16 protein-coding genes are annotated in these 18,623 nt (G+C 57.2%); 10 read left to right on the top strand and 6 right to left on the bottom strand.

Features of this window, described 5'->3' with window-relative positions; genetic code table 11:
- Nucleotides 1–15 precede the first annotated feature (15 nt).
- The 6 genes from HHI26_RS15735 to HHI26_RS15710 all read left to right on the top strand — a co-directional run bounded on the left by HHI26_RS15735 (nt 16) and on the right by HHI26_RS15710 (nt 7,737).
- The gene (locus HHI26_RS15735) at nt 16–963 is read left to right on the top strand and encodes an ABC transporter permease (protein ID WP_167864900.1); all 948 of its coding nucleotides are present in this window, start codon (nt 16–18) and stop codon (nt 961–963) included.
- On the top strand, nt 960–2,732 hold the full coding sequence (locus tag HHI26_RS15730; protein WP_167864901.1) for a dipeptide/oligopeptide/nickel ABC transporter permease/ATP-binding protein: 1,773 nt from the start codon (nt 960–962) through the stop codon (nt 2,730–2,732). The genes HHI26_RS15735 and HHI26_RS15730 overlap by 4 nt, the downstream gene beginning before the upstream one ends.
- On the top strand, nt 2,729–3,544 hold the full coding sequence (locus HHI26_RS15725) for an ATP-binding cassette domain-containing protein (RefSeq protein WP_167864902.1): 816 nt from the start codon (nt 2,729–2,731) through the stop codon (nt 3,542–3,544). Before HHI26_RS15730 ends, HHI26_RS15725 begins: the two co-directional genes overlap by 4 nt.
- 13 nt (nt 3,545–3,557) lie before the next feature.
- Nucleotides 3,558–4,325 (top strand): FCD domain-containing protein, encoded by a 768-nt coding sequence (locus HHI26_RS15720; RefSeq protein ID WP_133841158.1) that lies wholly within the window; start codon nt 3,558–3,560, stop codon nt 4,323–4,325.
- 237 nt (nt 4,326–4,562) lie between these two features.
- On the top strand, nt 4,563–6,377 hold the full coding sequence (locus HHI26_RS15715; protein WP_133841159.1) for a glycoside hydrolase family 15 protein: 1,815 nt from the start codon (nt 4,563–4,565) through the stop codon (nt 6,375–6,377).
- Between the two features lie 202 nt (nt 6,378–6,579).
- Nucleotides 6,580–7,737 (top strand): L,D-transpeptidase family protein, encoded by a 1,158-nt coding sequence (locus tag HHI26_RS15710; protein WP_133841160.1) that lies wholly within the window; start codon nt 6,580–6,582, stop codon nt 7,735–7,737.
- 85 nt (nt 7,738–7,822) lie between these two features.
- Here HHI26_RS15710 and HHI26_RS15705 read toward each other — a convergent pair whose 3' ends face one another.
- Nucleotides 7,823–8,851, bottom strand: coding sequence for a transporter (locus HHI26_RS15705; RefSeq protein WP_133841161.1), 1,029 nt, complete (start codon nt 8,849–8,851; stop codon nt 7,823–7,825).
- A 203-nt stretch (nt 8,852–9,054) separates the two neighbouring features.
- Between HHI26_RS15705 and ppk2 the strand changes: the two genes are divergently transcribed.
- Nucleotides 9,055–9,972, top strand: a complete 918-nt coding sequence (ppk2, locus tag HHI26_RS15700) for a polyphosphate kinase 2 (protein ID WP_133841162.1) — start codon at nt 9,055–9,057, stop codon at nt 9,970–9,972.
- Here ppk2 and HHI26_RS15695 read toward each other — a convergent pair.
- From HHI26_RS15695 to HHI26_RS15680, 4 genes are all read right to left on the bottom strand, one after another.
- Complete coding sequence (locus HHI26_RS15695) at nt 9,969–11,168, bottom strand: MFS transporter (protein ID WP_171149349.1); 1,200 nt, start codon at nt 11,166–11,168, stop codon at nt 9,969–9,971. The genes ppk2 and HHI26_RS15695 overlap by 4 nt on opposite strands.
- Before the next feature lie 158 nt (nt 11,169–11,326).
- Nucleotides 11,327–12,265, bottom strand: a complete 939-nt coding sequence (dusC, locus tag HHI26_RS15690; RefSeq protein ID WP_133841164.1) for a tRNA dihydrouridine(16) synthase DusC — start codon at nt 12,263–12,265, stop codon at nt 11,327–11,329.
- Nucleotides 12,266–12,321: 56 nt separating this feature from the next.
- A complete protein-coding gene (gene rhlE, locus HHI26_RS15685) occupies nt 12,322–13,767 on the bottom strand; it encodes an ATP-dependent RNA helicase RhlE (protein ID WP_133841165.1) in 1,446 nt (481 codons plus the stop codon).
- A gap of 402 nt (nt 13,768–14,169) precedes the next feature.
- Entirely contained in the window at nt 14,170–14,559 is a 390-nt protein-coding gene (locus tag HHI26_RS15680) for a YbhQ family protein (protein WP_133841166.1), read from the bottom strand.
- Nucleotides 14,560–14,742: 183 nt separating this feature from the next.
- On the opposite strand from HHI26_RS15680, the gene HHI26_RS15675 reads away from it, so the two are divergent.
- The 3 genes from HHI26_RS15675 to HHI26_RS15665 are packed head-to-tail and all read left to right on the top strand — an operon-like array spanning nt 14,743 to nt 17,698.
- Nucleotides 14,743–15,504, top strand: coding sequence for an endonuclease/exonuclease/phosphatase family protein (locus HHI26_RS15675; RefSeq protein WP_133841167.1), 762 nt, complete (start codon nt 14,743–14,745; stop codon nt 15,502–15,504).
- A complete protein-coding gene (clsB, locus tag HHI26_RS15670; protein ID WP_133841168.1) occupies nt 15,501–16,745 on the top strand; it encodes a cardiolipin synthase ClsB in 1,245 nt (414 codons plus the stop codon). The genes HHI26_RS15675 and clsB overlap by 4 nt, the downstream gene beginning before the upstream one ends.
- Entirely contained in the window at nt 16,745–17,698 is a 954-nt protein-coding gene (locus tag HHI26_RS15665; RefSeq protein WP_133841169.1) for a lysylphosphatidylglycerol synthase domain-containing protein, read from the top strand. The genes clsB and HHI26_RS15665 overlap by 1 nt, the downstream gene beginning before the upstream one ends.
- A gap of 195 nt (nt 17,699–17,893) precedes the next feature.
- On the opposite strand, the gene HHI26_RS15660 is transcribed toward HHI26_RS15665, so the two are convergent.
- A complete protein-coding gene (locus tag HHI26_RS15660) occupies nt 17,894–18,604 on the bottom strand; it encodes a Bax inhibitor-1/YccA family protein (protein WP_133841170.1) in 711 nt (236 codons plus the stop codon).
- Nucleotides 18,605–18,623: the final 19 nt, after the last annotated feature.

Here is an 18,623-nt window from a genome sequence, read left to right as displayed (position 1 = left end):
CGGAGGCCGCCTGCCATGTGGAACTATTTACTGCGGCGATTGATTGGCATCATCCCGGTGATTATCGGCCTGTCGCTGATTGTCTTTCTGCTAATGGCGATGATCCCCGGCAACCCGGCACAGGCATTGCTCGGCGCATTTGCCACACCGGAAAATGTGGCGCGCGTCAGCGCCGAACTGGGGCTGAATAAACCGCTGTGGCAGCAGTATTTCATCTGGGTCAACAACCTGCTGCACGGCGATTTTGGTCGCTCCTATGTGCTGAACCGCCCGGTGATCGATGAAGTGCTGGAACGCCTGAGCGCCACCCTGTTGCTGGGCGGCTGCGCGCTGTTGCTGAGCGTGATCCTCGGCCTGCTGGCGGGTGTCACCTCGGCGGTACGCCAGTTCGGCTGGGGCGACAAACTGATCACCCTGCTGGTGTTGATCGGCATTTCCCTGCCCTCGTTCCTGATCGGCCTGCTGATGATCATGCTGTTTGCCGTCAGCCTGCGCTGGTTCCCGGCCTCCGGCATGTTCGCGATTTATGGTGGCGGCGATGCATGGGACCTGCTGCATCATCTGACGCTGCCCGTCATCACGCTGGCAATTGTTGCCACCGGGGTGATTGCCCGCCTGACGCGCACCGCGATGCTGGAAGTGCTGCGCCAGGATTACATCCGTACGGCACGCGCGAAAGGCGTCAGCGAGCGCCGGGTGATATGGCGTCACGCCTTTCGCGTGGCGCTGGTGTCGGTGATCCCGGCGATCGGTATTCAGGCTGGCTTTGTGCTGGGCGGTGCGGTGTATATCGAAACCGTGTTCCAGTGGCCGGGCCTGGGCGCGATGCTGGTGAAAGCCGTCTCGACCCGCGACCTGCTCCTGGTACAGGGCGGCGTGCTGGTTGCGGCCATTGCTTACGTGCTGATTAATCTGCTGACCGACATCGTTCAGGCCTGCCTCGACCCGAGGGTAAAATCATGACGACTTCCACTACCCTGCCCACGCGCCGCTCCAGCTGGTCGCTGTTACTGCACAACCGCCTCGCCGCGCTGGGATTGCTGCTGCTGGCAATCACCTTAACCGCGGCCTTTATCGCCCCGCTGCTGCCGTTGCCGGACCCGGATGCCACCGACCTGCTGCAACGTCTTGCTCCACCGCTGACGCCGGGCCACCTGCTGGGCACCGATGCGCTGGGCCGCGATATGTTATCGCGCCTGCTGTGGGGCACCCGGGTTTCCGTTGCCGTGGGCCTGAGCGCCACCCTGCTGGCCGCCGTATTCGGCACGTTGATCGGCCTGATTGCCGGCTACGCCGCCGGGCGCACCGACAGTATCCTGATGCGCCTGATCGATATGATCATGGCCTTTCCCTATATCCTGCTGGCGCTGGCGATTGTCGCGGTGCTCGGGCCAGGGCTACTGAATGCGCTCTATGCCATCGCGCTGGTCAATATTCCGTTCTTTGCCCGTAATGTACGTGGTCTGACCCTTGGCCTGCGCAGCCGTGATTTTATTCAGGCAGCCAAACTGTCGGGGAAAAATCATACGCAGATCCTGTTAAGCGAAGTCCTGCCAAACGTACTGCCGCTGATCGTGGTGACGCTCTCCACCACCATCGGCTGGATGATCCTTGAAACGGCTGGACTCTCCTTCCTCGGTCTGGGCACGCAGCCACCGGATGCCGATCTCGGCTCGATGCTGGGCCAGGGGCGCAACCAGCTGTTTATCGCCCCCCATGTTGCCCTGGTGCCGGGCGTGATGATCTTCCTGCTGGTGATCGGTTTTAACCTGCTGGGAGATGGCGTGCGTGACCTGCTGGATCCGCGTCTGAAGTCCGGCGCCCTGCTACGCTCACAGGCAATGACCACCGTTGATCGTGCAGCGGTCGCCCCGCGTGCTCATCCTGATGCGCTGCTGGAAGTGGTGGATTTACAGGTGGCGTTCAGCCGTGGCAGCCATCGGGTGCCCACGGTAAAAGGCGTCAGCTTCCATGTGCAGGCGGGTGAATGCCTCGGGCTGATTGGCGAAAGCGGCTCCGGTAAAAGCGTCAGCGCGCTGGCGATTATGGGTCTGGTGGCTTCGCCACCCGGTGTGATCACCGGCGGTAGCGTCTGGCTGGAGAATGAGGAGTTGCTGTCTCTCTCTGCCACCCAGATGCAGCAACGCCGTGGTGTACGCGTGGCTTATATCTTCCAGGACCCGCTGACGTCACTGCATCCCCAGATGCGCATTGGTCAGCAGCTGGTCGAAGCGATTCAGTGCCACCAGCCGCTAAACGCCGCGGCAGCACGCGCCAAAGCCATTACGCTGCTGGAAGATACCGGCATTCAGCAGGCGGCAGAACGCTTTGATGCCTGGCCTCATCAGCTTTCCGGCGGCCAGCGTCAGCGCGTGGGCATTGCAATCGCCCTCGCCAACGATCCGCAGGTGATTATTGCCGATGAACCCACCACGGCGCTGGATGTCACGGTGCAGGCGCGTATCCTCGCTCTGTTGAACGAACTGCGTCACAAACGCGGGCTGGCCCTGCTGTTTATCACGCATGATTTTGCCGTGGTCAGTGAGATGTGTGACCGGGTAGCGGTAATGCGTCAGGGTGAGATTGTGGAAAGTGGTCTCACCGCCACGGTATTACAGGCTCCTCAACACGACTATACCCGACGACTGATTGCCAGCGTGCCGCAGCGCGGTCAGGGCCGCGCCTTCCTGCAACAAATCCGCCAGCTACACCAGCAGGAGACCTCTTCATGAAGAACGTGATTGAAGTGAAAAATCTGATAAAAACCTACCCGGGTCAGGGAGGATGGTGGCGACGCAGTAACGCCGTTGAGGCGGTAAAAGGCATCAGTTTTGATCTCTGCCAGGGGGAAACACTTGCCGTGGTCGGTGAAAGTGGCAGTGGAAAAAGCACCCTCGCCCGTATGCTGGTCGGGCTGGAATCCCCCACGTCTGGCAGCCTGACCCTACAGGGTGAAGAGGCCAGCCTGCTGGCACAGCGTGGCGTGCAGGCCTTTGGCAAAACCATTCAGTATGTGTTTCAGGACCCGGTGGCATCGCTCAATCCGCGTAAAACCATTCGCCAGATCCTGAGCGTGCCGCTGCGGCGGCTGTGTGGTTACTCTGCGCGTGAGTGTCTGCCGCGTATGCAACAGCTGCTGGCGGCGGTCAATATGCCTGCCGATGCCCTGAACTGTTATCCTCATGAGTTTTCTGGCGGTCAGGCGCAGCGGCTGGCGATTGCCCGTGCGCTGGCGGCAGAGGCACAGATTCTGGTGCTGGATGAACCTGTCTCTGCGCTTGACGTCTCAGTACAGGCACAGGTTCTGCTATTGCTGGAGGATCTTAAACAGGAACTGGGTCTGTCTTATCTGTTTATCAGCCATGACCTGGCCGTGGTGGAGTCGATTGCCGACCGCGTTGCAGTGATGAATTCTGGTACTATCGTCGAATGCGCCGCCACGCAGACGCTGTTCAGTGCGCCTGAGCACGAATACAGTCGTCAACTGCTGGCAGCCGCGCCAGCCTGGCAGGCCACGCCGCCCAGCGTTCAGCCCACTCTCTGACATACAGGTGACCATGTCTTCAGTATCAACGCCCCCCGAGGCAGTAAAGCGTAAACGCACCGACACCATCATTGATGCCATCAAGCAGAGCATTGTGGATGACAACCTGCTGCCCGGCGATCGCCTGCCGCAGGAAAAAGATCTGATGGTGCGGTTTTCCGCCGGAAAAAGTACGGTGCGCGAGGCGCTGAAGGCGCTGGAAGCGCAGGGGCTGATCCGCACACGTACCGGACCTGGCGGTGGTGCGTTTATCGACAGCATGCCGGAAAACCGTGCCATGAGCCTGCTGTCGAATTATCTGTTTACCCGTGAGCTGAGCATCAGCCATATCTATGCGCTGCGTAAAACGCTGGAACCGCAGGTCGCCGTCAGCGCCATCGGCCAGATTGATGAGGCGGGTTTTCAGCAGTTGCATCAGTTGATTCGTATCTATGATCACCCGCCCGCCAGTGAGGAAGAGCGCTGGGAGCAGCGTATGGCCGAGCTGGATTTTCACAGCGTGGTGGCCAGCTATTCGACTAATCCGCTGCTGGCCTTTTTCTGTCGCTTTCTGCAACGTCTGCTGAAAGATCTGGCCGTGTGCAAAGACATTTATCAGCAGCCGCAGCCCGTCGATCGTCGCCAGGGCATCGAATATCAGTATCAGTTGATTGATGCGCTGCGCCGTGAGGATGTCACCGCGGTGGAACGCATCATGCGCGATCATATGCAGCATGCTGAGCAGGCGATGCTGTTATTGCAGGCGACGCTGGAAGAGCGTTTTTTACGGGATGATAGTTGAGTGAGGGTCAGGCATGCCTGACCCCTACGAAAGATTACGGTTGTAGTAGACGAGTGGCATGCCTGACCCCGGCGAAAGATTACGGTTGTAGTAGACGAGTGGCATGCCTGACCCCGGCGAAAGATTACGGTTGTAGTAGACGAGTGGCATGCCTGACCCCGGCGAAAAGATAGTGCGGTTGTCGTAGGGGCGTGGCATGCCGCGCCCATCAGCCAAAACAACCGCTATAGTTAAACGATGAATAAAATCAAACGAAAGATTGAAGACCACGGCGTCATTGGCGATCTGCGCACCTGCGCACTGATCGCCAATGACGGAACCCTCGACTACTTCTGCTGGCCCAACCTCGATAGCCCCTCGGTATTCAGCGCCCTGCTCGACAGCGATAAGGCGGGCTTATTCAGCCTCAGCCCCGACTGGCCCGATGCGCGTCGTATGCAGCTCTACCTGCCCGATACCACCCTACTACAAACCCGCTGGCTGGACGATCTGGGTGTCGTGGAAGTGACCGACTATATGCCGGTATGCCAGCGGGAAGACCGCCAGCCGCGCATAATTCGTCGGATTAATGTGGTGCACGGCAGCGCCACCATCAACCTGCGCTGTGCGCCTGTCCATGATTATGCCCGGGCAGAAACCCGCGCCACTCTGCAATCAGGAGGCGTGATATTCCACGCAGAAGGTCAGCCCACGTTACGCCTGACGGGCGAAGTGGACTTTGCCCTGGAAGGTGCCGCGGCGGTCGCCCGCTTCACCCTACAGGAAGGGGAATCGCGCGAGTTTATTTTCGGGGGCGATGAGGATCCGCAGCGTGAAGAAGAAGGTACCGAAAGCTGCTTTGATGCCACGCTGGCGTTCTGGCGGCAATGGAGCGCGCAGAGTAGCTACCAGGGACGCTGGCGGGAAATGGTGAACCGCTCGGCGCTGACGCTGAAGCTGCTGACCTCCTGGCAACACGGTTCGATTGCCGCTGCTGCCACGTTTGGCCTGCCGGAAGAGCTGGGTGGTGAACGGAACTGGGACTACCGCGCCGCCTGGATCCGTGATGCCTCCTTCAGCATGTATGCCCTGATGCGCCTCGGCTATGTCGATGAAGCAAAACACTTCACGCACTGGGTCAGCCGCTGCGTTGAGAACAGTCACAACGACGTTGAAAAATTACAGGTGATGTACCGCATCGACAGCGGCACCGAGCTACACGAAAGCGAACTGCTGAACCTGTCGGGCTATGCCGGTTCCACCCCGGTGCGCATTGGTAATGATGCCTGGCGCCAGTCGCAGCTGGATATCTACGGTGAGTTGATGGACGCAATTTATCTCGCCAACAAATACGGCGAAGCGATTTCCCAGCGCGGCTGGAGCCACGTCAGCCGGATGATTGACTATGTGGCCGACCACTGGGAGCAGCGTGATGCAGGCATCTGGGAAATGCGCGGGGAACCGCAGCACTTCCTGCATTCACGCCTGATGTGCTGGGTAGCACTCGACCGTGCAATACGTCTGGGTGAAAAGCGATCGCTGTCGATGCCTGCCGAACGCTGGACCGCCGCCCGGGATGCGATCCGTAGCGATATCTGGGAGAATTTCTGGCATAAAGAGGCGGGTCACTTTGTCGCCACCCGTCACGGCGAGTTTGTTGATGCCTCAATGCTATTGATGCCGCTGGTGCGCTTTGTCGGGGCGACCGACCCGGACTGGCTGGCAACGCTGGATGTGATTAAAGAGAAGCTGGTCAGTGATGGAATGGTGCGCCGCTACAACGTCAGCGAAACCCCGGCCGATGGCCTGCAGGGTGAAGAAGGCGCCTTTGCCGCCTGCTCTTTCTGGTACGTTGAGTGCCTTGCGCGTGCCGGGCGGCTTGATGAAGCACACTTTGAATTTGAGAAGCTGCTAAATTACGCCAACCCCCTCGGCTTGTATGCGGAGGAGTTTGACAGTCGCGGTCACGCGTTAGGCAATACGCCTCAGGCGCTCACCCATCTGGCCCTGATCAGTGCCGCCTTCTTCCTTGACCGGAAACTGAGTGGGAAAGATCCGCTCTGGCAACCCTGAAATCAGGACGATGCATCGCAGAAACAGAATGATGCATCGCAAAAATGGTCGTATTGCAGACAATTTATCGTAAAGATAGTTCAACAGGGAAAATCCTGGTTTCATCCGGGGCCATAATGCACATATAATGTGCAGCCGGTCACAGTTGGCCAGTATTGGGTCGTTTATCAACAGTCTACATGGCGCTACACCTGAAATTACTATGAAAAAGAACATCCGTGCGTTAGTCACCTTGATTCTGGCCGCTGCGGCTTTCAGCCACTCTGCCTTCGCTGTGGTTTACCCTCTTCCGGCCGCCAACAGCCGCCTGACCGGGGAAAATCTGGAAATTACCATCCCGGAAGACAGCAAACTTCCGCTGGAAGCTTTCGCTGCTCAGTACCAGATGGGTCTGAGCAACGTTATGGAAGCGAACCCAGGCGTGGACGTTTATCTGCCGAAAGCAGGCAGCAAACTGATCATTCCTCAGCAGTTGCTCCTGCCTGACGCTCCGCGTGAAGGCATCGTGATCAACAGTGCGGAAATGCGTCTGTACTACTACCCGAAAGGCAGTAAAACTGTGGTTGTGCTGCCTATTGGCATCGGCGAACTGGGCCGTGATACACCGGTAAACTGGACGACTACCGTTCAGCGCAAAAAAGATGGCCCGACCTGGACTCCAACCAAGAAGATGCATGAAGAGTACGCCGCACGCGGTGAATCCATGCCAGCGGTCTTCCCGGCTGGCCCGGACAACCCGATGGGTCTGTATGCGCTGTACATCGGCCGCCTGTATGCCATCCACGGCACCAATGCTAACTTCGGTATCGGCCTGCGCGTGAGTCACGGCTGTGTGCGTCTGCGTGCTGACGATATCAAATGGCTGTTCAAGAATGTGCCAGTGGGTACACGCGTGCAGTTTATCGATCAGCCGATTAAAGCATCGGTTGAGCCGGACGGTTCACGCTACGTGGAAATTCATAACCCACTGTCGCAGACCGAAGAGCAGTTTGCCTCTCGCGAGCCAGTTCCGTTGACACTGACCAATGCGGTGAACAAGGTGGTTTCAGACGCCAGCGTTAACACAACCGCAATGGAAGACGCGCTGAAAGCACGTTCTGGCATGCCAACCAAAGTGAACGGCGATGCAAATAGCCAGCCTTCTGCTCCGGTTGTGGTGCCTCAGCAGGCTGCCACGCCTCAGGAAGCACCTGCTGCCCCAGCCGCAGCTCAGGGCACTGACGCACCTGCCGCTACTGACGTGCCAGCAACCACGGAAGCACCGGCAACTACTGAAGCACCGGCAACAACCGATGCGTCAGTACAGGCGGTTCCCGCGCTGACTCAGCCTGGCCCGATCTACAGCACGCCGAAGCCTTAATTCCGCGCAGTAGATATAAAAACCCCCGTGCCGTTAAGGTGCGGGGGTTTTTTATTGTGCGTTTTTTACTGGCGCGAGATAGCCGTCAGGGCTTATCACGCCGCCGCAACACCAGCCAGGCCGCAACGCAGGTGAAAAGCGTTACCAGCATCACCAGCAGGAAAAAACCGTGCGGATTATTGGCCAGCGGCACACCGCCCACATTCATGCCAAAGAACCCGGCCACCAGATTAATCGGCAGGGCCAGCACGGTGATCAGCGTCAGGGTAAACAGGGTCCGGTTACTCTGTTCCAGTTGCTGCGCAGCGATCTCTTCCTGCAGCAGCCGGATGCGCTCGGTCAGTCCATTCAGGTCGTTCAGGACCACGGTGAACTCTTCGGTAAACTGACGCAGATCCTGCACCACATGATGATGCAGCCAGCCCGGCGGGCGATTGATCAGGCGAAACAGTGCCGCCGGTTCCGGTGCCAGCAGGCGCTGGAAACGCAGCAATGTGCGGCGCAGGCGCCCCAGTTCACCACGATTACTTTTTATATGCTGCCCGAGCAGGCGCTCTTCTATCTGATCCACATACTGATTCGACTGGCGCACAATCAGCGCCAGCACCTCTTCCTGTTCCGCCAGCAACTGAGCCAGCAGCCCGGTCGACGAACGCAGCTCCAGCTGGTCCAGCTTACTGACTAACCGTTCCACCAGCCGCAGCGGTTTAAAGCGGGCGCTGACCACCAGCCCATCGCGACACCAGATCCACAGCGTAGCGCTTTCGTCGCTGGTTTCCCGTGCGTTGAAAGTAACATCGTTCAGTACCGCCATCAGCGCATCATTCTGTCGTTCTATACGGGTGCTGTGCGACCCCTGCTGGATTTCGTCAAAGAAGTCTTCATCAACACCAAAGTGGGTTTTCAGCCAGCGGGCGGCGGCGGCATGGTTAAGATTAACGTGCAGCCAGAGAAAGCTGCCCTCAACGGCTCCGCTGGCCCAGGCCTCACAGGATTGCTGAACGGTCAGGCTTTCGGGTGCGTGATCCTGAACAAAGCGGTAGCCATAAATCAGGCCGGAAACATCATCACTGAAGTCCGGTTTTTGCCGCAGTAACGGCAGGTGTTGCGTCATTCGTTTTTTTCCGGTTCGGGCGCGTTATGGCGATAGTCTTATCCTGCCGTATGCCGATGACAGTTTTGTTACCGGAGCGACTGTTCGCGCAGAAATCCCTCACGGATGTCATTTTCCTGTCACACAGAGTGCGTATTACCAGAGGATAAATTGATGAACCTGCCTGAATGGCTATTTTCACCACATGACCGGGAGAACGACGTATGGCGATGCAAGGTAATGATTTCTCAGCTGAGAATATTCACCATCGTCTGCTACAGGAATTTTACGACAGCTACGACGAAGAGCTGGAAATGGAGCTGGACGATCTGCGTTTTGGCGATGACAGCAAGATGGAAGAAGGCGAGAAAGCCTGGCGTAAACACTATTTCCGCGAGCTGCTAAGGCTACAGGGCGAACTGGTGAAGATGCAGGACTGGGTGATGCGCACCGGGCACCGCATGGTGATTATCTTTGAAGGCCGCGATGCCGCGGGCAAAGGTGGCGTGATCAAACGTATTACCCAGCGTCTGAACCCCCGTACCTGTCGTGTGGCTGCCCTGCCCGCCCCCAACGACCGTGAACGTACACAGTGGTACTTCCAGCGCTACATTGCACACCTGCCTGCGGCGGGCGAAATGGTGCTGTTTGACCGCAGCTGGTACAACCGCGCAGGCGTTGAGCGGGTCATGGGTTTTTGTAATGAACAGGAAGTGGAAGAGTTTTTCCGCAGCGTACCGGAGTTCGAGAAGATGCTGACGCGCAGCGGGATCCAGATCGTTAAATACTGGTTCTCTATCACCGATGAAGAGCAGGAACTGCGTTTTCTCAGCCGCATTCACGATCCGCTGAAGCAGTGGAAGCTCAGCCCGATGGACCTGGAAAGCCGCCGCCGCTGGGAAGACTACACCGAAGCCAAAGAGATTATGCTGTCGCGCACCCACATTGACGAAGCGCCGTGGTGGGTGGTCCAGGGCGTGGATAAAAAGAAGGCGCGCCTGAACTGCATCAGCCACCTGCTGCGCCAGGTGCCGTATGAGGACAGCGCCTTAAAACCCATCACCCTGCCCAGCCGTGAGCGCAACGAGGATTATCACCGCACCCCGGTGCCGGACGATATGATTGTGCCGGAAGTGTACTAAGCCTGTCGGGGCAATGTGCTATTGCCCCGGATTAACACACTGACCATGATTAACAGGGCCAGCAACACCACCCCTGCCGCCGCCAGATAGATACTGTCCACGCCCCAGTGCCCAATCAGCAATCCGGCAATCGGCCCGGTAATGCCTAATCCACAGTCGAGAAACGCGGAGTAAAGCCCCAGCGCCGATCCCTGATTTTGTGGCTGAACCCGACGGATCGCTTCCACGCCCAGCGCCGGGAAGATCAGCGAGAAACCGCTGCCGGTAAGAAATGCCCCCAGATCCACCAGCCAGATCGAACCGGCCTGCCAGATTAGCAGCAATCCTACGCATTCAATGGTAAAGGAGACCAGCGAAACACGAATGGCCCCGTAGCGCGCAATGCTGTTGTTAAACAGCAGGCGCATGAGAATAAAACCGATGCTGAACAGGGTCAGGGAGAACGCCGCACCGTTCCAGCCATGATGGGAGAAGTAGAGCGTAATAAAGGTGGCGATAGTCCCAAACCCGACCGTGCCTAATCCCAGGCAAAGACCATACAGCCAGATTTTTCCAAACACCTGGTTGAAGGGAATGCGCTGCCCCACTTGTACCTGAATCGCCGGGCGTTGGGTCGCCAGCCAGTAGCCAAAGGCGGCCATCAGCATGATCAACACGGCAAAACCGGGGATGCCGAACAGCGCATTGAGCATCACGCCCAGCGGTGCCCCCATTGCCATTGCCAGATAGGTCGCCACGCCATTCCACGAGATTACCCGAGCACTCTGCACGGTGCCCACCACATTGATGCCCCAGAGGATCGATCCGGTGGCAGTGAGGCTTTCACCAAAGCCTAATACCACGCGCCCCACGGCCAGCAGCAGCAGACTGGTGAGCGGTGAGGCATCCATCAGCACCGCTAGCAGGGTAAACAGCCCGCTGGCACCACAGAGGATCAGCCCCACCAGCACCACTTTTTTCGGCCCCAGCAGATCGGCATAACGCCCGGCCTGCGGTCGGCTGATCAACGTGGCGAAATATTGCAGGCTGATAATCAGTCCGGCAATAAACGAGCTGTAGCCCAGCTGGTTATGCACGTAGCCCGGCAATACCGCCAGCGGCAGGCCGATAGACAGGTAGCAAAAGAAGGTGAAGATCACGACAGAGATAATACGTTTGTTCAGTTGGGCATTGGTTAACGCCGGGATTGCGGACATAGCGGAGCCAGAAAAAGATACGATATGTGTCACATTATACCCTTAGCTTGCTAACAGATCCCGATCAGTTTAGAGACAAGTTATGTCCGTGAGAGGAAAGAGGGGTGATGCAGATGAGCAGGCAGAGGCTGGCCTGTGGGCCAGCCATTAACAGAGGGTTAGCCATTCACGGAACCAATCACCCGCGCAATATCCGCGGAGGTTTGCAACACGCGCACCTGCATAAACAACGGTGAGGCTTCTTCATACTCTTTACGCAGATACCCCAGCCACTGTTTGATACGCGCCACATGATACAGTCCGGTATCGCCCTGCTTCTCCAGGAGCACATACTTTTTCAGCAGTTGAACAACCTGCGGCCACGGCATCCGCGGTTCGTTGTATTTGATCACCCGGCTGAGATTGGGCACATTCAGCGCACCGCGCCCGATCATAACGGCATCACATCCCGTGGCCTGCATACAATCCTGCGCACTCTGCCAGTCCCAGATTTCACCGTTGGCAATCACCGGAATCGACAGCCGCTGACGAATCTCGCCTATCGCCGCCCAGTTTATCGCCTCAGCGCGATAGCCATCCTCTTTGGTTCGGCCATGTACCGCCAGCTCCGTGGCGCCAGCCTGCTGCACCGCATCGGCAATTTCAAACTGCCGCGCACCGGAATCCCAGCCCAGCCGGATTTTCACCGTGACGGGGAGATGGGCAGGCACGGCGGCACGCATCGCCTTCGCGCCCTGATAAATCAGCTCGGGATCTTTTAATAACGTTGCCCCACCGCCGCTACCGTTCACCGTTTTTGACGGGCAACCACAGTTGAGATCCACGCCCCAGGAGCCCAGCTCGACGGCACGCGCGGCATTCTCTGCCAGCCATTGCGGATACTGCCCAAGCAGCTGAATACGCACACGGGTGCCTGACGGCGTGCGGCTGTCATGATCGAGTTCGGGGCTGAGGCGTTGGAAACATTTCACCGGCAGCAGTGCATCCACTACCCGCAGAAATTCGGTAATACAGAGATCGTAGTCGTTGACGTCGGTCAGCAGTTCACGCACCAGCGAATCGAGAACGCCTTCCATCGGGGCAAGTAATACGCGCATGGTAAACCTGTGGGATGGGTGAGCAAAGGGGGAAGCGGGCGCTTCCCCCTGATTAATTAGCCGTTGTTCGCCGGGTTAGAACGACGTGGGCGGGTTTTGTTGACGCGTGGTGCGCCAGCGTTACCGCCTTCAGGGCGAGCGCCGCGTGGGGCTCCTGCACTGCTGCCATTCGCATTACCCTGACGACGTTCGCCGCCATTGCCGCCGCCGCCGTTACCGGTACGACTGCCGCTGGCACTGCGATCGCCACCGCTGTTACTGCGTTGACCCTGGCCCGGGCCGCCACGACCACGTCCACCGCCGCCACCGGCTCCGCCACGCTGCTGCTGGCGACCGTTGATGATCGGTTCTGCTTTGATGCTTGGGTCTGGCTCGTAGCCGTCAATCGCCATACGCGGGATTTCACGCTTCAGTACGCGTTCGATATCACGCAGCAGCTTCAGCTCATCCACACACACCAGTGACAACGCTTCACCCACTGCGGCCGCACGACCGGTACGACCAATACGGTGTACATAGTCTTCCGGCACGTTTGGCAGTTCGTAGTTCACTACGTGTGGCAGCTCTTCGATATCGATACCACGGGCAGCGATATCCGTTGCCACCAGCACACGAATTTTGCCGTCTTTAAAGTCGCTCAGTGCACGGGTACGTGCGCCCTGGCTCTTGTTACCGTGAATAGCAGCAGACGTGATGCCGTCTTTATTTAACTGTTCAGCCAGATGGTTAGCACCGTGCTTGGTACGGGTAAACACCAGCACCTGCTGCCAGTTGTCACGACCAATCAGGAACGATAACAGCTCGCGCTTACGTTTCTTATCAACCATATGCACATGCTGCGTCACCTGCTCAGAAGCCGTGTTGCGGCGCGCCACGGACACTTGTTCCGGGTTGTGCAGCAGTTTTTCCGCCAGGGTTTTAATCTCATCAGAGAAAGTGGCAGAGAACAGCAGGTTCTGACGTTTTGCAGGCAGTTTTGCCAGCACGCGACGGATGTCGTGGATGAAGCCCATATCCAGCATACGGTCCGCTTCGTCCAGAACCAGGATTTCCACCTGAGACAGATCAAGAGCGTTCTGGTGCTCAAGATCCAGCAGGCGACCCGGGGTCGCGACCAGCACATCCACACCACCGCGCAGTTTCATCATCTGCGGGTTGATGCTCACGCCGCCGAAGACCACCAGCGAACGCATATCCAGATATTTACTGTATTCCTGCACGTTTTCGCCCACCTGAGCCGCCAGTTCGCGGGTCGGGGTCAAAATCAGTGCGCGCACCGGGCGACGGCCTTTAGGGTGCGGGTTGTTGCTGCTTAACAACTGCAGCAGTGGCAGGGTGAAACCTGCGGTTTTACCGGTACCGGTCTGTGCGCTGGCCATCAGGTCGCGGCCAGCAAGGACTACCGGGATAGCCTGGCGCTGAATAGGCGTCGGCTCGTTATAGCCCTGTTCTGCAACAGCGCGCAAAATATCGGCGTTAAGGCCGAGAGAATCAAATGACATAAAGTTGACTGACTCCGGATCCGCCCTGACCGCATAGCGGTGTAGTTTCCAGGGGGAGAGTTGACGCCAGGATCATTCCTGACGCTTGAATGAGAGCACAAACCACGGTGCGTAAGCCGGGCATTATAACAGATCCCTACGCTGCACAGGGAGTTATTCTTATCGTGTTATCCGAAAATGCGCTACAGCCTGTAACAGTGCACAAACGATCGCTTGCTGTTGCATACAACGCATTAACGTAACAACACTTTTGTCATGCAGGAGGTTTATGAAGTGATGACGGCCCTGGTGACACTGCAGCACGTGGTGGTCGTGGTGGTATTGCTAACGCTGGCAGAGTGATTGAAACGACGGAGAGAAAGGCCATAAAACAGACGGGCCACCGAAGTGGCCCGTTGGGGTTTAGCGTGGGCGCTGACTCGGCTGCACCCGCTCTTTCACCAGCAGGGAGACCAGCGCAGGGCCAGCTAACATAACGACCCCTGCGGCACACAGCAGCAGGTTATTATGGATGACTCGTGACAGCACCAACAGCACCAGCATTGCGGCACCAAAATAGTAAGTGGTGGTCACGTCTTCCAGAAAATCGCCAATACGCCGCAGACGCGGCAAACGCTGGGTCAATAACATCGCGGCAAACACGCTGACATACATCGCCAGTAAAATCGTGCTGACCTGTAACAAGGCCTGATGTTTCCACCCCCACACCAGCGCAGCAATCAGCAGCAGGTGCAGTGCGATATGTACGCAGTTTTGTCCGGTGACAATCTGAATACGATTAGACCATTTCATGCTCTTCTCCTGGCAACCTCCGTTAAAGGTTACCCAAGCGGGTTACTGACACAGGCCAGTAACATATTTCCTCAGACTAACGTAGTTTTCGGATTATGCTGCAAATTAACGCATATCCCGCCACACTTTTGTGACAAAGACTACACTTTATCCTTCATTAGTTATGAAGGTAGCGTCATCAGTATGTCACAAAAAGCGCAAGGATTTTCATTTAAAGTCCTGACGATCAATACACATATGGGTTTTAACGCCTTTAACCGTCGCTTTATTTTGCCTGAACTGCGTGATGCCGTTCGCAACACCGGGGCGGATATTGTGCTGTTACAGGAAGTGATGGGCAGCCATGCGTTGCATCAGTTACGCGTTGCTGACTGGCCTGAAACCCCTCATTACGAATTTCTGGCGGATACCATGTGGAAAGACTTTGCCTATGGGCGCAACGCGGTCTATCCGGAGGGGCATCACGGCAACGCCGTGTTATCACGTCTGCCGATCGTCGATTATCAAAACCGGGATATCTCTGTTGCGGGCACGGAAAAACGCGGCATTTTGCATTGCCAGATTCAGGTGCCGGACTCCCCCGTTACGCTGCATATTCTCTGCGTACATCTTGGTCTGCGCGAGGCGCACCGTTCGGCCCAGTTGCGCATGATGTGTCAGCTGGTCAATGAATTGCCGCCGGAAGCGCCGGTGGTGATCGCCGGCGATTTCAATGACTGGCGCCAGCGGGCGAATGCCATTCTGAAGCGTGAGGCGGGGATGGAAGAGGTATTCAGCCGCAAAAATGGCCGTCCGGCTCGCACCTTCCCTGCCCGCTTTCCTCTGCTGCGGCTTGACCGTATCTATGTGCGCAATGCGGGCATTAGCCATCCGCAAACCATCCCGTTACGCCCGTGGGCACATCTCTCCGATCATGCCCCGCTCGCCGTGGAGATCCACCTATGAATCTGAACTGGCGTGAGGGCAACCAGATTACGCTGCTGGAAAACGGTGAAGAATTTTTCCCCCGGGTATTTGGGGCGATCCGCCGCGCACAGCACAGCCTGCTGCTGGAGACGTTTATCCTGTTTGAGGATGACGTGGGTAACGCCCTCCATGAGGAACTGCTGGCGGCCGCGCAGCGCGGGGTGAAAATCGAGATGATGGTGGATGGTTATGGTTCACCGGATCTGTCGGACACATTCGTTCACAGCCTGACGTCGCTGGGGGTACGTTTTCTCTATTATGATCCGCGTCCGCTGGTGCTGGGGATGCGCACCAATCTGTTCCGCCGCCTGCACCGTAAAATCGTGGTCGTCGATGGTACGATCGCTTTCGTCGGGGGCATCAACTATTCCGCAGAGCATAACGCCAGCTTTGGCCCGCAGGCCAAACAGGATTATGCCGTTGAGGTGAAAGGCCCGATTGTTGACGATATTGCACACTATGTGCAGCAGGAGATCGGCAGCGAACAAAAACATTACCGCTGGTGGGGACACCGTTCTCACCGTCCGGCGCACAATGCCACGCCAGGGGATGCCCAGGCATTGCTGGTTTATCGTGATAACCATCAGCACCGCGATGATATTGAACAGCATTATATCGAAATGCTGAAAAATGCCAGACAGGATGTGATCATCGCCAATGCCTATTTCTTTCCCGGCTATCGCCTGCTGCGTGAGATGCGTCAGGCGGCGCGGCGCGGAGTGCGCGTGCGCCTTATCGTGCAGGGCAAACCGGATATGCCGATTGTCAAAGTGGGTGCCGAGCTGCTGTACAACTACCTGGTGGAGGGCGGCGTGGAAGTCTATGAGTATTGCCGTCGCCCGCTGCATGCCAAAATCGCGGTGCAGGACAGCCAGTGGGCAACGGTGGGCTCCAGTAACCTTGATCCGTTGAGTCTGTCGCTAAATCTGGAAGCTAATTTAATGATCCACGATCGTGCATTTAATCAGCAGGTGCGTGATAACCTGGAGGGCTTGCTGTCAGCCGACTGTCAGCGGGTGCAGGAAAGTCAGCTACCGTCACGCAGCTGGTGGCAGCTCACTAAAAATGTGGTGGTGTTCCACTTTCTGCGCCACTTCCCGGCAATTGCAGGCTGGCTGCCGGCCCATACGCCGAAACTGGCCCAGGTACCTCCACCGGTTCAGCCGGAGATGGAAACTCAGGATCGCGTTGAACCGGAAAACGAAGGGGCAAAACCCTGATGGCAACCTCCTCGTTACTCTGGAAACGTACGCGAAAAGTCCTCACCTGGCTGTTTTTTATCGCGGTTATTGTCCTGTTGGTGGTCTACGCCCGCCAGGTGAACTGGGCCGATGTCTGGAATGTGGTGGTCAATTATAACCGGCTGGCCATTTTAGGCTCAGTGGCGCTGGTGGTGGTCAGTTACCTGACTTACGGTCTGTATGACCTGATCGGCCGCGCCTACTGCGGACATAAGCTGGAAAAACGCCAGGTCATGCTGGTGTCGTTTATCTGTTACGCCTTTAACCTGACGCTCAGTACCTGGGTCGGAGGGGTAGCGATGCGCTATCGCCTTTACTCACGGCTGGGGCTGGACGGCAGCACCATTACGCGCATCTTCTCACTGAGTATCGCGACTAACTGGCTGGGTTATGTTCTGGTGGCCGGCGTGGTGTTCAGCGCCGGTATGGTCAGCGTGCCAGGCGGCTGGTTTATCGGTGCCGGTACCCTGCGTATCACGGGCTTCGCACTGCTGGCTTTTGTCGTGGCTTATCTGGCGCTGTGTGCATTCTCAAAAAAACGGCGCTGGACGATCAAAGGACAGAAGCTGGCGCTCCCGTCACTGCGAATGGCGCTGATTCAGTTTGCGGTATCCAGCGCCAACTGGCTGGTGATGGGCGCCATTATCTGGCTGCTGTTAATGCAGAAAGTGGATTTCCCGCAGGTGCTGGGCGTATTGCTGATCAGCAGTATTGCCGGGGTAATCATTCATATTCCGGCCGGAATTGGCGTGTTGGAGGCGGTGTTCCTGGCGTTATTGCGTGGTGAACCGATTTCGCATGGTGCGATTATCGCCGCGCTGCTGGCCTATCGAGTGCTCTATTTTATTGCCCCGCTGCTGCTGGCGCTGGTGCTGTATTTATGGCTGGAAGGCCGGGCGAAATCGTTACGGGCAAAGAATTTGTCAACGTAATGATAGCGGGTCAGGCATGCCTGACCCCTACGTGAATTCAGATACGCGCCTGACACCTGCGTGAATTCAGATACGCGCCTGACACCTACGTGAATTCAGATACGCGCCTGACACCTACGTGAATTCAGATACGCGCCTGACACCTGCGGGACATGCAGACACGGAGGGGCGAGGCACGCCTCGCCCACTCTGGTTTTAACGGCGGTTGCCGAAAATCCGCAGCAGCATCAGGAACAGGTTGATAAAGTCGAGATACAGCGTCAGCGCCCCCATAATGGAGAAGCGACGCAGGTTCTCTTTATCATTAACGTCGATCCCTTCACCGATATTTTTCAGCTTCTGAGTGTCATACGCCGTCAGACCAACAAACACCACTACCCCAATGTAGGTTACCGCCCACATCAGTGCCGTGCTCTTCAGCCAGATGTTCACCAGTGATGCCAGTACGATGCCGATCAGCGCCATAAACAGCATACTGCCCATTCCGCTCAGATCGCGTTTCGTGGTGTAGCCCCACAGACTCATGGCACCAAACATCCCGCCCGTCACCAGGAAAGTGCTGGCAATGGAAGAGTAGGTATACACGAGGAAAATACTCGCCATCGTCAGTCCGGTCAGCGCCGAATAGAGCATAAACAGCCCGGTGGCAACGGTGCCGCTGAGTTTATGCACCATCCCCGACAGCACAAACACCAGTCCCAACTGGACGATAATCAGGCCAAAGAAGGTAATACGATTGGCAAACACCAGTTCCATCACCTGCGGCGTATTGGCCGCATACCAGGAGATAAAGGCGGTTAACAGCAGTCCACAGGTCATCCAGCCGTAGACCTGCGCCATATAAACAGACAGGCCGGTGCTGGCGCGCTGTACGATTGAATCACTGGAACGTGGATATCGGTCCATGATGCTCCCCTTAAAAGGT

Source organism: Erwinia sp. JH02 (assembly GCF_013074405.1).
Taxonomy (GTDB): domain Bacteria; phylum Pseudomonadota; class Gammaproteobacteria; order Enterobacterales; family Enterobacteriaceae; genus Erwinia; species Erwinia rhapontici.
The sequence above is the reverse complement of the archived record's forward strand: the minus strand, read 5'-3'. Positions and strand labels throughout refer to the sequence as shown.

What these genes read in the sequence shown, in the direction of transcription:
- HHI26_RS15735 (WP_167864900.1), top strand. Translation starts at nt 16, where the DNA reads ATGTGGAACTATTTACTGCGGCGATTGATTGGCATCATCCCGGTGATT.
- HHI26_RS15730 (WP_167864901.1), top strand. Translation starts at nt 960, where the DNA reads ATGACGACTTCCACTACCCTGCCCACGCGCCGCTCCAGCTGGTCGCTG.
- HHI26_RS15725 (WP_167864902.1), top strand. Translation starts at nt 2,729, where the DNA reads ATGAAGAACGTGATTGAAGTGAAAAATCTGATAAAAACCTACCCGGGT.
- HHI26_RS15720 (WP_133841158.1), top strand. Translation starts at nt 3,558, where the DNA reads ATGTCTTCAGTATCAACGCCCCCCGAGGCAGTAAAGCGTAAACGCACC.
- HHI26_RS15715 (WP_133841159.1), top strand. Translation starts at nt 4,563, where the DNA reads ATGAATAAAATCAAACGAAAGATTGAAGACCACGGCGTCATTGGCGAT.
- HHI26_RS15710 (WP_133841160.1), top strand. Translation starts at nt 6,580, where the DNA reads ATGAAAAAGAACATCCGTGCGTTAGTCACCTTGATTCTGGCCGCTGCG.
- HHI26_RS15705 (WP_133841161.1), bottom strand. Translation starts at nt 8,851, where the DNA reads ATGACGCAACACCTGCCGTTACTGCGGCAAAAACCGGACTTCAGTGAT.
- ppk2 (WP_133841162.1), top strand. Translation starts at nt 9,055, where the DNA reads ATGGCGATGCAAGGTAATGATTTCTCAGCTGAGAATATTCACCATCGT.
- HHI26_RS15695 (WP_171149349.1), bottom strand. Translation starts at nt 11,168, where the DNA reads ATGTCCGCAATCCCGGCGTTAACCAATGCCCAACTGAACAAACGTATT.
- dusC (WP_133841164.1), bottom strand. Translation starts at nt 12,265, where the DNA reads ATGCGCGTATTACTTGCCCCGATGGAAGGCGTTCTCGATTCGCTGGTG.
- rhlE (WP_133841165.1), bottom strand. Translation starts at nt 13,767, where the DNA reads ATGTCATTTGATTCTCTCGGCCTTAACGCCGATATTTTGCGCGCTGTT.
- HHI26_RS15680 (WP_133841166.1), bottom strand. Translation starts at nt 14,559, where the DNA reads ATGAAATGGTCTAATCGTATTCAGATTGTCACCGGACAAAACTGCGTA.
- HHI26_RS15675 (WP_133841167.1), top strand. Translation starts at nt 14,743, where the DNA reads ATGTCACAAAAAGCGCAAGGATTTTCATTTAAAGTCCTGACGATCAAT.
- clsB (WP_133841168.1), top strand. Translation starts at nt 15,501, where the DNA reads ATGAATCTGAACTGGCGTGAGGGCAACCAGATTACGCTGCTGGAAAAC.
- HHI26_RS15665 (WP_133841169.1), top strand. Translation starts at nt 16,745, where the DNA reads ATGGCAACCTCCTCGTTACTCTGGAAACGTACGCGAAAAGTCCTCACC.
- HHI26_RS15660 (WP_133841170.1), bottom strand. Translation starts at nt 18,604, where the DNA reads ATGGACCGATATCCACGTTCCAGTGATTCAATCGTACAGCGCGCCAGC.